This window comes from Rhodobacter capsulatus SB 1003 (assembly GCF_000021865.1).
GTDB classification, from domain to species: domain Bacteria; phylum Pseudomonadota; class Alphaproteobacteria; order Rhodobacterales; family Rhodobacteraceae; genus Rhodobacter; species Rhodobacter capsulatus_B.
Window position 1 is genome coordinate 119,077 of sequence record NC_014035.1, and the last position, 13,886, is coordinate 132,962.

Genomic DNA, 13,886 nt, shown 5'->3' on the forward strand with positions numbered 1-13,886 from the left:
ATGCCGCAAGGACCGCGGCTTTGCCGGACCAGCGGGGCAGGGGCCCTGCGTCTTTGAAAGGGCAGAAGAAAATGGCTGACATGGCCCGAAAGGACTTCACCGCGGCGAACCGGGCGGCCTGGAACGCCTCGGCCCCCTTGCATGCACAGGGCGACCCCTGGGCGCAGCTTCTGGCCCGCGCGGGGGAGCCGGGCTTTTCCGTACTCGACCCCTGTCTGACCGCCGTTCTGCACCGGCTCGGGCTGGCGGGGAAATCCGCCGCGCAGATCGGCTGCAACAATGCCCGGGAGCTGCTGTCGCTGGCCTCGCTGGGCATCCGCCCGGCCTTGGGGATCGATCAGGCGGGGGCGTTCCTGGCCCAGGCCCGGCAGCTTGCCGAGGCCGCCGGTCTGGCGCCGCGGCTGGTCGAGGCGGATATCTACGACCTGCCGCCGGATCTTGGCCAGGTCGATCTTGCGCTGATCACCATCGGCGTTCTCAACTGGATGCCCGACCTGCCCGCGTTCTTCCGCGTCACCTCCGGGTTGCTGGCGCCCGGGGGCGTTCTGGTGATCTATGAAACGCATCCGTTTCTCGAGCAGTTCGACCCGGCCGCCGCCACCCCCTTTGAACCGGCGTTCAGCTATTTCGAGCGCCGCCCGCAGCTGGTGACCGAGGCGATCAGCTATGACGGCAAGGACCACGGCAAGGGCGAAACCGGCTATTGGTTCCTGCATCCGCTGGGCGAGATCGTGACCGCCTGCGTGCGATCGGGGCTTGCGATCGAGGAGCTGACGGAATTCGGGCACAGCATCCGGGAACCGGAATATGACCTTTACGAAGGCCGGGCCGCGCAGATCCCGATGAGCTACTGCCTGATCGCCCGCAAGCCGCCCGCGTGACTTTCAGCGCGCGGCCCGCAGCTTCACCCGCACGACCTTGCCCAGCCGCACGCAGACGAAATCAAGCCGAATGTGGGGGGCACCGCGTTCGAATTCGTGAACGACGATGCTTGGCGCGTCCTGAAAGTCCGCAAGACGAATGTTGCCTTGCGCAAGCCGTCTTTTGCCGACCAGAACCCGCACCCGGGAGCCGGTCATCTGGTTGCGCAGCACGAGCAGGTGGTTGCGCCCCCGGTCCTCGATGTCGTCGAGGTCATAGATCTTGAGCAGCGCCCCGGATCGGTCGCGAAACACGCGCGCGCGGCCGGACGGGACACGCTTGACCCGGACCGACTGCTGATAATCGTCCGTGCACGCGTGCTTCGGCCAGGGCCAGCCGACATCGTCGAACAAGACCCGCCCCCCGTGTCGGCTTTGGTAAAAATACACCCGCGCGCCGCAGACCGGGCAGGAGGCGTTCGGATCAAGGTAACAGTCCTGCGTCCAGCCCTCACGGGGGACCGGCTCGGTGACACGTTCCAAGCCGTCACAAAGCCCGCCGCCGATGTGAAGCGGCCTGAGCACGCCATCGACATAGCGAAACGCGATCTCGCCGCCGCATTTGTCACAGATTGCCACCTCGGGCGCCTTCCTCTGCTCGCAGCATCCCCTCACAGATCCGAGACATAACCCTCCCCGGCCGCGTTGACGACATAGGTGCTGCGGACAGGAAAGACGACCCGCAAGGAACATCCGCCCGGCAAGGCACCGACCGCTTCGGGTGAATGCGCCGCTTTCGAAGGACTTTCCCGACCGAACTCTTGATTTGTACGTCCATTTGGCGTACATGATGGCTGCGACACAGGAGGCGGCCATGCTTGGTTTCCACGACAGCACGCGCGCGATCGATGAGCGGAACGAGGCCCGGATGAATTTCCGGACGAAGCCGCGCATCAAGGCCGCGATCCAGCAGGCGGCGGCGCTTTCTGGCGTCGACGATTCCGTCTTCACGATGAATGCCGCCTATCAGGCCGCGCTGGCAACGATTGCCGCGCATGAACGCACAATGCTGCAGCCGGTCGATCATGACGCGTTTTTCGCGGCACTCGATGCTCCGGCCGCGCCGACAGACACCCTGCGCGCGGCCTTCCGTCGGCATGGCAAAACGGTCGTGTCGCAGTAGATGGCGGCATCGCAACCGGCCTTCTGCCGCATTGAGCCGTTCGATCCGGAAAGACATGATCGGGCGGCTTTTTCTTGCGGCGTCAAACAGGTCGACACCTACTTTCAGAAGACGGCCAACAAGCTTGCCAAGGCGGACAATGTTCGTCTCTATGTGATGGTCGATCCGGGCGGCACGGTCATCGGCTTTTATGCTCTCAATGCGCATGCCGTTCACTTTGCGGATTTACCTGCAAAATTCGCGCGGACACGTCCGTCGCACGGCAACATCCCGGCGGCATATATCTCGATGATCGGGCGCGATCAGAGGGTCCGCGGGGGCGGCTATGGCGGCGATTTGCTTGTCGATGCGCTGCGCCGGATTGCGGTTGCCGCAGAGGCCATCGGCGTCGCGGTCGTCATGCTTGATGTGCTCGATTGTGGCGATCCCGCCCGCGTGGCCCGCCGCAAGGCGCTCTATGAAAGCTACGGCTTTCTGCCGCTCGCCTCGAACCCGCTGAGGATGTTCCTGCCCGTCAGCGTCGTTCGAACCCTTGTCGCGGAAGAGCCATCCGGCCGATGAAGAACGCGGCCGGGCAGCGGTTGTTCTTTCGCGCGGATCGACGGTGCCCGATGTCGATCTGAAGGCGTGGGGCCGCTTTTGACGGCGGTCGGGCCGGGATCGACGCTTTCGTCGCGAGCTCTACAAGATCGGGGTCAATGTGAACCAGATTGCGTCGGCGGCGAACCGGGGCAGGGTGTCGATGGTCAAGGAGCAGTGGGCCGGACTCGACGCGTTGCGCCAGAGGTTGCCGGTGCTGCGCGCGACCCTGTCGCAGGTGATCAACGAGCGGCGTCGGAGGGGCGTGACGCTTTACCGGAAGTTTGTGGCAGAGCATCAGGGGCGCCAAATTGGCTACCCATGCTCTTCATCTGAGCTCCTCCCCGAAAATGGGACCGTGACGGAAGCTACGATCTGAAGTCAGCTGGTCTCCAAGCCCGGATCTCCCGTGTTTTCGCGTCGATGCCGATGTGGATCTTGCGCCAAACCCGGCGTTTGGTGCCCCCGTGCTTGCGGGCGTTCCATTCCCCTTCGCCCTCGACCTTGATCCCGGTGCTGTCCACCAGCAGGGGCCGCGGACCCTCCGAGCCGCGGTTTTGGATGTTGACCTTCAGGGTCTTCTGCCGAAGCGTCATCCCGAACCGGGGCTCCGCCCGATCAGGGCTGAAAACGGTCCACAGGACCGTTTTCCGGGCGCCCTTCACCCTTCATCGTCAGGCAGGTCCGGCTGGCGGCGTCGCTGTCGTCGGGTTGCCGCCCGCGCTTGCCGGTCGGCACGGCGTCCCTGGTCAGGATTTGTGCAACCGAGCCGCGCCACCCGACACGACAGCAGGGCATCCCTTTGCGCGCGAATGGCTGGTTCAATGGCGCGAAGACGTCTAAAAGCGGGCTCTGGCTGGATCTGATTGCTGCGAGGCTGCTTGACCCGAACTCCCTTGACCCTGACCGGCAGCGCGCTTGCCGTCCTGCGAGCCCTTGTCGAACGGGGGCCATCGACCCGGCCACAGCTGGGGCAGGATCTTGGCCTGTCGCGCCCCACCATGTCGGCTGCCATCGCCGAGTTGATCCAGGCGGGCCTGGTCGAGCCGATCGGCGCGGTTCAGGGCGGCATGGGCCGTCGGGCGGTGGAATATCGCGTCGCCACCCATGCCGGGCATGTGATCGCGGTCGATGCGGGATCGACGCATATCCGGCTGCGGCTCTCGACTCTGGACCGGCGGCTTCTGCATTCCAGCCTGCACCCGTTGCCGCAAAGCCAATATGCGCTGACGCCGCAGATCAGCGCCGTCGTGGCCGCCGCCGTGGCCGAGGCTTTGGCGCGGACCGAGGCCGACTGGGGCCCCTTGCAGGCGATGGTCATCGCCGTTCCGACCCGCGTCGTCGGGCCCGAGGGCGATACCGCCGCGACCGATCAGGAGGTGATCTACAGCAATTTCACCCCGCCGCCGCAGGTGGAATGCACACTGGTGAACAACGTCAACTGCGCGGCCGTGGCAGAATATCACTATGGCGCGGCGCAGGGACGGCAGACCTTCGCCTTTCTGCAGGTCGGGGTGAAGATCGGTCTGGGGCTGATGCTGAACGGGCAGATCCTGCGCGGCGTCAATGGCGCGGCGGGGGAAATCGGTCATATCTCCTTTCCTTTCGCGCCGGGCCTGACACCGCAACGCGGCGAGGCAGAGCGCTATCTGGGCACCGAGGCTTTCATGGCCCGGGTCCGCGCCGGCTGGCCCGCCGATGCCGGCCCGCCGCCCCGGGACACCTATGAGCTTCTGGCCCGGGCGGGGACGGGCGATGCCACCGCGCTGGCCCATGTCGAGGAACATGCCGCCCAGATCGGCGCGGTGATCGCGATCTGCGTCAGCGTGATCGACCCCGGGCTGGTGGTGCTGGGGGGCGGCTATGGCGCCTCGCCGCTGCTGCGCCCCAAGGTCGAAGAGGTGGTCCGCCGCCTCGCCTTCCCGGCCGAAATCACCACGAGCACGCTCGCCGCCGAGGCGACGGTTCTGGGCGCCGAACGTCTGGCCGTCGAGCGCGCCGTCTCGGCCCTGCTCGGCCTGCCCTGCTGAAACTTTCATCCCGCGCGCACAATAAAAAGCTTGCTCGGTCGACTTTGTTTGTTAAGCTGCCTAACTATGTAGTCGACCACCCGAAGGAGTCGACACGGTCACGACGGGAGAGAAAGATGAAGAACCGACACACCGCAGCCAGCCTGCTGGTTCTGGCGCTGGCCGCCGCGGGCACCGCTGCTGGCGCGCAGAGCCTTGAATACTGGGTTTATTCCGATTTCGCGCAGGGCGAGGCTCTGGCGCTGCAACAGGAATTCATCAAGGAATTCCAGCAAAGCCATCCCGGCGTGTCGGTGAACATCGTCGGCAAGGGCGATGACGATCTGACCGCGGGCCAGATCGCGGGCGCGGCCAGCGGCAACCTGCCCGACATCTTCATGAACGGCATCGGCGTCGGCGCTCAGCTGGCCGATGTGGGCGCGCTGGCCAATATCCATGACAAATGGATGGCCCTGCCCGAGGAGGTCCGGGCGCAGTACAACGCCGCCGCCGTCGCCAATTGCGCCCCCCGCCCCGGCGAGATGTATTGCCTCCCCTATACCGGCTACGGCTCGTTGCTGTTTCGCAACCTGACCGTGCTGCAAGAGGCCGGGATCGACACCGCCACCCCGCCGAAGGACTGGGCCGAGTGGCTGGCGCAGATGGAAAAGGTCAAGGCCGCGGGCAAGTTCGCCATTCCCGATCAGGCGCTGGTGTTCAACTCGATCGCGGAAATCTATGCCGTGACCGGGGATGTCTCGACCTGGGGCATCGACTGGGACAAGAAGACCACCCGGATCGACCCTGCCGTGATGACCGCAGTGATGCAGAAATTCGTCGCCATGAAGCCGCTGACCTCGGGCACCAGCCGCAACGATCAGGCCACCAAGGACCTGTTCGTGACCAACCAACTCGCCTTCCACACCGTCGGCCCCTGGGTGAACCCGACCTATCAGGAGGCCAGCGCCAATTCCGGGCTGAAGTATGATTTCGTGCTGATGCCGGGCGAGACCGCGGGCAAGCAGGGCGGCATCAAGAACTTCGAGATCATCGGCGTGGCCCCGGGCAAGAATGCCGATCTGGCCTTCGAATTCGTCGCCTACATCACCGCCAAGGAGCAGATGGCGCGCTGGGCCAAGCTGCTGTCGCGCTACAATTCCAACGATGCCGCGATGGCCGATCCCGAGGTGGCGGCGCTGCCGCTGATCGCGCAATCGGCCGCCGCTGTGGCCGGGGCGATGGACGTGAACCCGCCCTATCTGATCCATCCGGTGCCGGCCTGCTATCAATCGACGGTGGTCGATTACGTCTCGGCCACCGCCGATGGCGAGTTCACGCCCGAAGAAGGCGCGACCGAGATGATCGCCGAGCTGAACGCATGCCTCGCTGACTGACCTTCGACACGACCCTCTCCCGCCGCGCCCGCGGCGGGAGACCCGGCCTTCTCGACCGCCCCTTGCCGGGCGCCTTCACCCTCATGGGGGAACGATGCGACACACGCGCCACCACCTGCCCCACTTCCTGATGATCCTGCCGTTTCTGCTGCTGTTCGGCGCGTTCTTCCTCTATCCGATCCTCAGCGGCTTTTATTACAGTTTCCATGACTGGAACGGCGTCCGCGAGCCCGTCTACGTCGGTCTTGAGAACTACACCAAGCTTCTGGGATCGCGCGACTTTTCCCGCGCGATGTGGAACCTCTTCCAATACATCGCGATCACCGTGCCGCTTGGCCTGAGCGTCGCCTTCGGTCTGGCGCTGCTCGTGGACAGCTTCACGGGACGCTGGGCGAACTTCTTTCGCAACGCCTATTTCCTGCCGGTGGTGCTGCCTGCCTTTCTGGCCGCCACGATCTGGCGCTGGATCTATGCGTCCAATTTCGGCCTGCTCAACATGATGCTGGGCTGGATCGGCGCCGAACCCGTCAGCTTTCTCAATGACACGGGCACCATGCTTTATGCGCTGATCGCGGTGGATGTCTGGGTCTCGGCCGGGTTCAACATGGTCATCATCCTGGCCGGACTGAAGAACATCCCCGCAGACCTTTACGAGGCGGCGCGGCTCGATGGCGCCAGCAAGCTGCAGCAGGTGATCCACATCACCCTGCCGATGCTCGCGCCGGTGATGTTCTTCGTGCTGACCTATTCCGTCATCTCGGCGATGCAGGTCTTTGACAAGCCCTGGCTGCTGACGGGCTCTTCCTTCTCGGAATATGGCGGGCGCCGCGGCGCGCTGCTGTTCCCGGTGATGGACATGATGGGCCGGGCCTTCGGCGGCGTGCAGTTCGGCCTCGCCTCGGCTTACGGCTTCCTGCTCACGCTGGCCATCATCCTTGTCACCGCCCTCCTCTACGCGCTTCGCAGCTGGAGCAACCGCCGATGATCTCTCCTCTTTCCCTCGCCCCGCGGCTGTCGGTCTGGACCGTCCTGAAATGGGTCATCGCCCTGCTGATCGCGGTCATCACGATCTTTCCGATCTGGTGGATGGTCAATGTCGTCTTCTCGCTGCCCGGCGAGCCGGTCTCGATCAACCCCCGGCTCTGGCCGACCTCGCTGTCGGCCGGGTTCGACAAGATCGGGATGATCTTCACCCAGACCGGCTATCTGCGCGCCTATGGCATTTCGCTCGCCTATGCGCTGCTGACGATCCTGGGCGTGCTGTTCATCGGCTCGCTCGCGGCCTTTGAATTCGCGCTGTTCGACTTTCCGGCCAAGCGGCTGATCTTCGGCATCGTGATGCTGTCGCTGATGGTGCCCACCGCCGTGACCATCATCCCCACCTATCTGCTGACTTCGCAGCTGGGCTGGCTGAACTCGATGCAGGGGCTGGTCGTGCCCGGTCTCGCCTCGGCCTTCGGGCTGTTCATGCTGGTGCAGTTCATGCGCGCCATTCCGCAAGACATGATCGAGGCCGCGCGGCTCGATGGCGCGGGGCATTTCCAGATCTACTGGCATGTCGCCCTGCCGCTGTGCCGCAACGCGCTGATCACGCTGGCGATCCTGACCTTCATGCAGACCTGGGGCAACTACATGTGGCCGCTGATCATCACCACCTCGCCCGAGATGTACACCGTCGGGCAAGTCGTGGGCCTGTTCAACGCGCCCCTCTCGCATCAGACGGTCGATGTCGTCATGACCGCCAACCTTCTCGCCGCCGTGCCGCCGCTGCTGTTCTTCCTGATCTTCCAACGCAAGATCGTCGAAGGCATCGCGATGTCGGGCACCAAGGGCTGAACCGGAGCACACGAAACCATGGCCTTTCTTGAAATCAAATCCCTGTGCAAAAGCTTCGAGGCCTATCCGGTCTTGCAAGATATCGACCTGTCGATCGAAAAAGGCGAATTCGTCGTCTTTGTCGGCCCCTCGGGCTGCGGGAAATCCACGCTCTTGCGGATGATCACCGGGCTTGAGACGCCCACTTCGGGCACGATCGCGATCGAGGATACGGTGATCAACGACGTCGATCCGGCCAAACGCGGCACGGCGATGGTGTTTCAATCCTACGCGCTTTACCCGCACATGACGGTGTTCGAGAACATCTCCTTCGGGCTGCGCATGGCGCATCAGCCCAAGGCGCTGATCCGTGAACGGGTCGAAAAGGCCGCCGCCATCCTGCGGCTGGAAAAGCTTCTGGACCGCAAGCCGGGGCAGCTTTCGGGCGGGCAGAAGCAGCGCGTCGCCATCGGCCGCGCCATCGTGCGCGAACCGCGGGTGTTCCTGTTCGACGAGCCGCTGTCGAACCTTGACGCGGAGCTGCGCGTGCAGATGCGCGCCGAGCTGCTGGAGCTGCACGAGCGGCTCGGCACCACGATGATCTATGTCACCCATGATCAGGTCGAGGCGATGACGCTGGCCGACAAGATGGTGGTGATGATGGGCGGCAAGGTCCAGCAATATGGCCGCCCGCTCGATCTTTATGACGATCCCGACAACAAGTTCGTCGCGGGCTTTGTCGGTTCGCCGAAGATGAACTTCCTGTCGGCCAGGGTCGTCACCGCCGGGCCCGCGGGCCTGCGGGTCGATCTGGCGGCGGGTGGCGCGGCCTTGGTGCCGCTGGCGGTGACGCTGGCGCCGGGCGCGCGGGTCGCTCTTGGCCTGCGCCCCGAGCAGATTTCCGTCGTCGCCGCGGGGCAGTCGCTTCCCGCCGATGCGGTGATGGTGACCGGCCGTGTCGCGCTGATCGAGGATCTGGGCGCCGAATCCTATCTGCATCTGCACCTTGCCGACGACAGCCGCATCGGGGTGCGGACGGTCCGCCATGCCGCGCATCTGGGCGACGAGGTCCGCGTTGCCGCGCCCGCCTCTGCCGTGCTGGTCTTTGACGATGCCGGAACGCGTCTGCGGGGCCGGGCATGATCTTGCAGACCGCGTCCGGGGCCGCTGCCCCGGTGGTGGGCGTCGACATCGGCGGCACCAAGACCGAGATCTGCCTGGCACGCCTGGACGGAGCCCGGCTGATCAAGCTGCGCGAGACGGTCCTGCCCAGCCGCAGCTGGCGCGGCGCCGATGCGGCCGCCGATGCCGCCAGTCTTCTGGCGCAGGTGCGGCTTCTGGTCGGCGACAGCCCCGTCGCGGCGCTGGGCGTGGGCGCGCATGGCTGCGACGATGACGCCGAATGCGAGACGCTGGCCGCGGCCTTGCGGGCCCGCAGCGCCCTGCCCCTGCGGGTGGTGAACGATGCCGAGCTGATGCCGCTCGCCATGGGCCGGGTGGGGCAGATCGGGCTGGTTGCGGGCACGGGCTCGATTGCCGTGTGCCGCACCGCCGAGGGGCGGATGATCTCGGCCGGGGGCTGGGGCTGGCTGATCGGCGACGATGGCAGCGCCGCCGGTCTGGTGCGCGAGGCGGCGCGGGCGGTGTCGCTTGCGCTCGATGGCGGCGCCACGACCGAAGACCCGCTGATCGGGCTTCTCTATCATTCGCTGGGCCAGCCGGAACTGCCGCGGCTGGGCAGCACGCTGGCAGGCCTTGGCACGGCGGCGGCGATCGGCGCCCATGCGCCCGCGGTGTTTGCCGCCTGCGACGCGGGCTCGCCGCTCGCCGCTTCGGTCATCCGCGCCGGGGCCGAGGCGCTGGCGGGGCTTGTGGTGAACCTGCGCGCCCGCGGCAGCACCGCCTCGCATGTGGTGGCCGGCGGCAGCGTGATCGTGGCGCAGCCGCCGCTGTGGCAGGCCTTCGCCACCGCCGTCGCGCGGCGCAGCGGCGGCGCCGTCACCGCGCATCTTTTCCAGGGTCATCCGGTCGAGGGCGCCTGCCGCCTTGCCGCCGATCTGGTGACGCCCGCCCTTTCCTGACCTATCGACAGCAGAAGGACCTCGACCATGAGTTACAGATCCACCATCGCCCGCCAGCCCGAGGCGCTGGCCGATACGCACGCGGCGCTGCGCAGCCAGCTTGACGCCGCCGATCTTTCGGACCTGTTCGGGCCGGTGATCGGCGTCACCGGCATCGGCGCCAGCTTTGCCGCCGCCGTCGTCGGCGCGGCCGAGCTGCAGGCCCGGGGACGGCGCGGCATCGCGCTGCGCGCTTGCGATCTGGCCGCGGGCCATGATCTGGCCGACACGCTGGTCGGCCTTTCGGCGGGCGGGCGCAGCATCGAAACCGTTCTGGGCTTCGAAAAGCTGCCCTCGGCGCGGCGCATCGGCATCAGCAAGGACGGCGCCGGTCCGCTGGCCGCGGTTTCCGACCTGCATCTTGAAATCCGGCAGGGCGCGGATGCGACGCCGTCAAGCGTCGGCTACACGGCCACGCTTCTGGGCATGGGGATGCTGTTCGAGCGGCTTTCGGGCGCGCAGGACGACAGCTTTGCCGATCTGCCCGGCGTGGTGACCGGGGTGCTGGCACAGGCGGCGGCAAAGATGGAGCGCATCGGCACGCTCTTTGCCGCGCGCCGGGCGATCGACTGCGTCGGCGCCGGGGCGGCGCTGGGCACGGCCGATGGCGCCTCGCTGCTTCTGCGCGAGGCCGCCCGTCTGCCCGCCGCGGCGCATGACACCCGGCATTACCTGCACGGGCCGCTCGAGGCGATGGATGCCACGACCGGCGTTCTGATCATCGGCGACGGGCGCGAGGTGGAGCTGGCGCATCAGGTCGAGCGGATCGGCTGCCCGGTGGTTCTGATCACCACCGATGCGACGGTGACGGATGGCGAGCGGCTGACCGTGATCACGGTGCCGCGCCGCGACAACCTGATCGCGCAGGGCATCCTTGACATTCTGGCGCCGCAGCTGATCGCCGCCACGCTCTCCGATGCGGCGGGCCTGACCGATGTGAAGTTCCGCTACCGGATGCAGGACACCAAGATCGCCGCGCCGACGGCGGCCTGACCCGCTCCGGTGGCGGCCGGACCGCCGCCGCCGGACCCACCCGCATGGCCCCCCGCGCCTTGTGTGATCGCTGCGGACGAGGGCGTTCACAGCGATCAGCAGGCCGCGGATGGGGCGCAAAACTCTCGGGCCGACCCGCGGCAATGCGGCGTCGGCCCTTTCTTCACGCGGCTTCGATCAAGATCCCGCCCCCGTCGCCGGGCAGGCTGCGCGCCCCGTCTTGCGGCGGGACACGCGATGCAAGAAAGGCCCGGGCCGGATGCGACCGGCCGGCGTGCCTCAATAGGCGACGCGCTTGTAATAGCGCCGGGTCACCAGCGGATGGTTTCGCATCACCTCCAGATGGGCGCTCAGCCGCTCCATCAACGTCGCCATCACCGCAGGCGAGAGCAGCGCGCGCAGCTCGGGCGAGAGCTCGCGCGGCAGGTAATCCGCCGTCGAGATCACCGTCAGCTTGTCGGTATATTGCCGGGCGAATTGCGCGACGCGCTCGGCCAGCGGGTCGCAGTCATCCTCGCCGCGGAACAGGATCAGGCTGACACCCGGTTCGATCAGTTCAAGCGGGCCATGGAAGAAATCCGAGGCATGCGTCGGGCGGGTGCGGATCCACTGCATTTCCTCAAGGATGCAGGTCGCGTAGTAAAGCGCCTCGGGCCACATGTTCCCGGCGCCGGTGAACATGTGATAATCCGACCCGGCGATGATCGCGGCGAAATCCTTGGCCTTGGGTTCAAAGGCCTTTTTCGCCGCAACCAGCGCGGCGGGCACGCTGGCCAGTTCGCGCAGCAGCGCGTCGTAATTGGCGATCTCGCCGCGCGCCTTCATCACCGAAAGCGCCACCAGCAGCGACTGGATGTAGAAGGATTCCGAGGAGGTGTCATCCTCGGCAAAGTTGACCAGAGCCGGGTTGCCGCCCTGACCCAGCGGGGTTTCGGCATGGCCCACCAGCGTGATCACCGTCGCGCCGATCTCTTGCAGCTTCGCCATCATCGCGACGCTTTCCTTGGTCGTGCCCGAAAGCGAGGGCATGACCACGATCGAACGCGCCGTCAGATTGGCCGAGCCCGTGATCACCAGCTCGGCCGGATAGTCCTTGAACACCGGAAAGCCCGAGCGACGTTGCAGCAGCTGGACCGCCGGTTCCATCAGATAGGCGACGCCGCCGGTGCCGAGGAAATACAGGTTGGTCGCACCGGCACCGATCGCCGCGCCGATCGCCGCGTCGATGCGCGGGGCCAGATCGACCGCGCCTTGCTGGATGCGCAAGAAGCGGGTTTCGTCAAAATTGAACATGGCATGTCCTTCGCAGTTGTGCCCGTTTGCGGGCATGAGGGGATTGGGGCCGCACGCGGAACGTGCGGCAGAGGGTTTGCGGGGAGGAAACGGGAAAGGGCGGCGGATCAGTCGATCAGGGCGGCCACCCGGGTGGAAAGGGCTCTGGCGGCACCGCCCAGATGCCCGATGCGGGCCGCGCGCGCAGTCTCGTCGGCATCAAGCCGGCCCTGCATCTCCTGCAGCATCGCCTCGACCGCTTCGGGGGCGGTGCCGCCCGGAACCTTGCGGGCCGAAACCGCCTGCACCGGGTCCATCCAGCGGCGCAGCTTGTCCTCGGCCAGATCGAAGCTGCGCCCGATCTCTTCCTCGGCGGCGGCATTGAGCACCTGCACCGTGAGCTGGCGCGCATCGCCACCCGCGGCGATCACCATCTGCACCGCCCGCCCGACGACATGATGGGCATCGCGGAACGAGACGCCGAAGTCGCGCACCAGACCATCGGCAAGGTCGGTCGCGGTCGAGAAATTCGCGGAACACCGCGCCAGCAGGCGTTCGGCATCGGGGGTTGCGGTCTCGAAGATCAGCCGCAAAAGCGGCAGCGTGGCGCGGAACCGCTCGAAAGTCGGCCAGGCGTCGGTGACGCCCTCGCGCACGCTGTCGAGGCCGATCGAATAGTTCGACCCTTTCACCGCCGAAAGCGCCCCCGCCAGCGCCCCGATGCTGCGCCCGGCCTCGGCACGGAAATATTCAAGCGGCAGCATGTTCTTCTTTTGCGGCATGATCGAGGAAGTGCCCGCCACCCGGTCGGGAAAGCCGAGCGCGCCGAATTCCCAGGTGGTGAAGACGTAGAAATCCTGTGCCACGCGCGAAAACAGCACCTGCGCGCTGGTCACCGCCCAAAGCATCTCGGTGACGAAATCGCGCGAGGCCACGGCATCGAGCCCCGGCGTCGCCAGCCCCGAAAAGCCGAGCATCTGCGCCACCCGCGGCCGATCGATCGCAAACGAGGTCCCCGCCAGCGCCGCCATGCCCAACGCGCAGGCATCGGCCCGGTCATAGACCGCAGCCAGCCGGTCGTAGTCCCGTTCCATGCCGCGCGCGACATTGGCCAGATAATAGCCGAAGGTGATCGGCTGCGCCGGTTGCAGATGGGTGTAGCCCGGCATCACCGTCATCTTGTGGCGCGCCGCCGCCGCAAGACAGGCGCGGCGGGTTGCGGCCATTTCCGCCAGCAGCCCAAGACAGACCTCGCGCGCGGCCATCCGGTCAAGCGTCGCGCCGATGTCGTTGCGGCTGCGCCCGATATGCAGCCAGCCCGCCGTCGCCTTGCCGATCACCTGCCCCAGCCGGTTTTCGAAGGCGAAATAGCTGTCTTCGAACTGCGGATCGAGGTCGATCGCCCCCGGTCCCTCGGCGCGGATCGTGGCGATGCCGCGCAACAACGTGCGCGCGATCTCGGCCGGGATCAGGCCGCATTCGGCCAGCATCACGGCATGCGCCTCGTTGAGCGCGCACATCCGTTCCAGCGCGGCGGCGTCGAAGCCCTGCATCGGCGGCGCATAGATCGTGCGCGCCACCTCGGCCGCGGTGCGTTCCGTCAGGCGGGAGCTTACGGAGTTCTTCATGTCATCTGTCCTGTTGCGCAAGGGGCCGGGAAA

General features: G+C 66.4%; 13 protein-coding genes and 2 pseudogenes. 11 read left to right on the top strand and 4 right to left on the bottom strand.

Annotation, left to right across the window (positions count from 1 at the left end; genetic code table 11):
* Positions 1-71 precede the first annotated feature (71 nt).
* Positions 72-881, top strand: a complete 810-nt coding sequence (locus RCAP_RS18145; protein WP_013069363.1) for a class I SAM-dependent methyltransferase — start codon at positions 72-74, stop codon at positions 879-881.
* A gap of 3 nt (positions 882-884) precedes the next feature.
* Here RCAP_RS18145 and RCAP_RS19455 read toward each other — a convergent pair whose 3' ends face one another.
* On the bottom strand, positions 885-1,274 hold the full coding sequence (locus tag RCAP_RS19455; protein WP_131725978.1) for a hypothetical protein: 390 nt from the start codon (positions 1,272-1,274) through the stop codon (positions 885-887).
* A 460-nt stretch (positions 1,275-1,734) separates the two neighbouring features.
* On the opposite strand from RCAP_RS19455, the gene RCAP_RS18155 reads away from it, so the two are divergent.
* From RCAP_RS18155 to mobC, 3 genes and pseudogenes are all read left to right on the top strand, one after another.
* Complete coding sequence (locus RCAP_RS18155; RefSeq protein WP_013069365.1) at positions 1,735-2,043, top strand: type II toxin-antitoxin system TacA family antitoxin; 309 nt, start codon at positions 1,735-1,737, stop codon at positions 2,041-2,043.
* Positions 2,044-2,604: a hypothetical protein gene (locus RCAP_RS18160; protein WP_013069366.1), complete on the top strand. Its 561-nt coding sequence runs from the start codon at positions 2,044-2,046 to the stop codon at positions 2,602-2,604.
* Between the two features lie 115 nt (positions 2,605-2,719).
* Positions 2,720-3,001: pseudogene (gene mobC, locus RCAP_RS20210) on the top strand (plasmid mobilization relaxosome protein MobC); the annotation flags it as partial.
* A 16-nt stretch (positions 3,002-3,017) separates the two neighbouring features.
* Here mobC and RCAP_RS20000 read toward each other — a convergent pair.
* Positions 3,018-3,366 (bottom strand): annotated as a pseudogene (locus RCAP_RS20000) (transposase); the annotation flags it as partial.
* A gap of 152 nt (positions 3,367-3,518) precedes the next feature.
* On the opposite strand from RCAP_RS20000, the gene RCAP_RS18175 reads away from it, so the two are divergent.
* The 7 genes from RCAP_RS18175 (at position 3,519) to RCAP_RS18205 (ending at position 10,953) form a co-directional block, all read left to right on the top strand.
* Positions 3,519-4,652, top strand: a complete 1,134-nt coding sequence (locus RCAP_RS18175; RefSeq protein WP_044033734.1) for an ROK family transcriptional regulator — start codon at positions 3,519-3,521, stop codon at positions 4,650-4,652.
* A 116-nt stretch (positions 4,653-4,768) separates the two neighbouring features.
* The gene (locus tag RCAP_RS18180; protein WP_013069369.1) at positions 4,769-6,025 is read left to right on the top strand and encodes an ABC transporter substrate-binding protein; all 1,257 of its coding nucleotides are present in this window, start codon (positions 4,769-4,771) and stop codon (positions 6,023-6,025) included.
* Between the two features lie 94 nt (positions 6,026-6,119).
* Positions 6,120-7,010 (top strand): carbohydrate ABC transporter permease, encoded by an 891-nt coding sequence (locus RCAP_RS18185; RefSeq protein WP_013069370.1) that lies wholly within the window; start codon positions 6,120-6,122, stop codon positions 7,008-7,010.
* On the top strand, positions 7,007-7,861 hold the full coding sequence (locus tag RCAP_RS18190) for a carbohydrate ABC transporter permease (RefSeq protein WP_013069371.1): 855 nt from the start codon (positions 7,007-7,009) through the stop codon (positions 7,859-7,861). The genes RCAP_RS18185 and RCAP_RS18190 overlap by 4 nt, the downstream gene beginning before the upstream one ends.
* Positions 7,862-7,879: 18 nt before the next feature.
* Positions 7,880-8,983 (top strand): ABC transporter ATP-binding protein, encoded by a 1,104-nt coding sequence (locus tag RCAP_RS18195; RefSeq protein WP_013069372.1) that lies wholly within the window; start codon positions 7,880-7,882, stop codon positions 8,981-8,983.
* A complete protein-coding gene (locus tag RCAP_RS18200) occupies positions 8,980-9,921 on the top strand; it encodes an N-acetylglucosamine kinase (RefSeq protein WP_013069373.1) in 942 nt (313 codons plus the stop codon). Before RCAP_RS18195 ends, RCAP_RS18200 begins: the two co-directional genes overlap by 4 nt.
* Positions 9,922-9,948: 27 nt before the next feature.
* Entirely contained in the window at positions 9,949-10,953 is a 1,005-nt protein-coding gene (locus RCAP_RS18205) for an SIS domain-containing protein (RefSeq protein WP_013069374.1), read from the top strand.
* A gap of 279 nt (positions 10,954-11,232) precedes the next feature.
* On the opposite strand, the gene RCAP_RS18210 is transcribed toward RCAP_RS18205, so the two are convergent.
* Positions 11,233-12,246, bottom strand: coding sequence for an SIS domain-containing protein (locus RCAP_RS18210; protein ID WP_013069375.1), 1,014 nt, complete (start codon positions 12,244-12,246; stop codon positions 11,233-11,235).
* A 107-nt stretch (positions 12,247-12,353) separates the two neighbouring features.
* Positions 12,354-13,853, bottom strand: a complete 1,500-nt coding sequence (argH, locus tag RCAP_RS18215) for an argininosuccinate lyase (RefSeq protein WP_013069376.1) — start codon at positions 13,851-13,853, stop codon at positions 12,354-12,356.
* Between the last annotated feature and the right edge of the window lie 33 nt (positions 13,854-13,886).

What these genes read in the sequence shown, in the direction of transcription:
- RCAP_RS18145 (WP_013069363.1), top strand. Translation starts at nt 72, where the DNA reads ATGGCTGACATGGCCCGAAAGGACTTCACCGCGGCGAACCGGGCGGCC.
- RCAP_RS18155 (WP_013069365.1), top strand. Translation starts at nt 1,735, where the DNA reads ATGCTTGGTTTCCACGACAGCACGCGCGCGATCGATGAGCGGAACGAG.
- RCAP_RS18160 (WP_013069366.1), top strand. Translation starts at nt 2,044, where the DNA reads ATGGCGGCATCGCAACCGGCCTTCTGCCGCATTGAGCCGTTCGATCCG.
- RCAP_RS18180 (WP_013069369.1), top strand. Translation starts at nt 4,769, where the DNA reads ATGAAGAACCGACACACCGCAGCCAGCCTGCTGGTTCTGGCGCTGGCC.
- RCAP_RS18185 (WP_013069370.1), top strand. Translation starts at nt 6,120, where the DNA reads ATGCGACACACGCGCCACCACCTGCCCCACTTCCTGATGATCCTGCCG.
- RCAP_RS18190 (WP_013069371.1), top strand. Translation starts at nt 7,007, where the DNA reads ATGATCTCTCCTCTTTCCCTCGCCCCGCGGCTGTCGGTCTGGACCGTC.
- RCAP_RS18195 (WP_013069372.1), top strand. Translation starts at nt 7,880, where the DNA reads ATGGCCTTTCTTGAAATCAAATCCCTGTGCAAAAGCTTCGAGGCCTAT.
- RCAP_RS18200 (WP_013069373.1), top strand. Translation starts at nt 8,980, where the DNA reads ATGATCTTGCAGACCGCGTCCGGGGCCGCTGCCCCGGTGGTGGGCGTC.
- RCAP_RS18205 (WP_013069374.1), top strand. Translation starts at nt 9,949, where the DNA reads ATGAGTTACAGATCCACCATCGCCCGCCAGCCCGAGGCGCTGGCCGAT.
- RCAP_RS18210 (WP_013069375.1), bottom strand. Translation starts at nt 12,246, where the DNA reads ATGTTCAATTTTGACGAAACCCGCTTCTTGCGCATCCAGCAAGGCGCG.
- argH (WP_013069376.1), bottom strand. Translation starts at nt 13,853, where the DNA reads ATGAAGAACTCCGTAAGCTCCCGCCTGACGGAACGCACCGCGGCCGAG.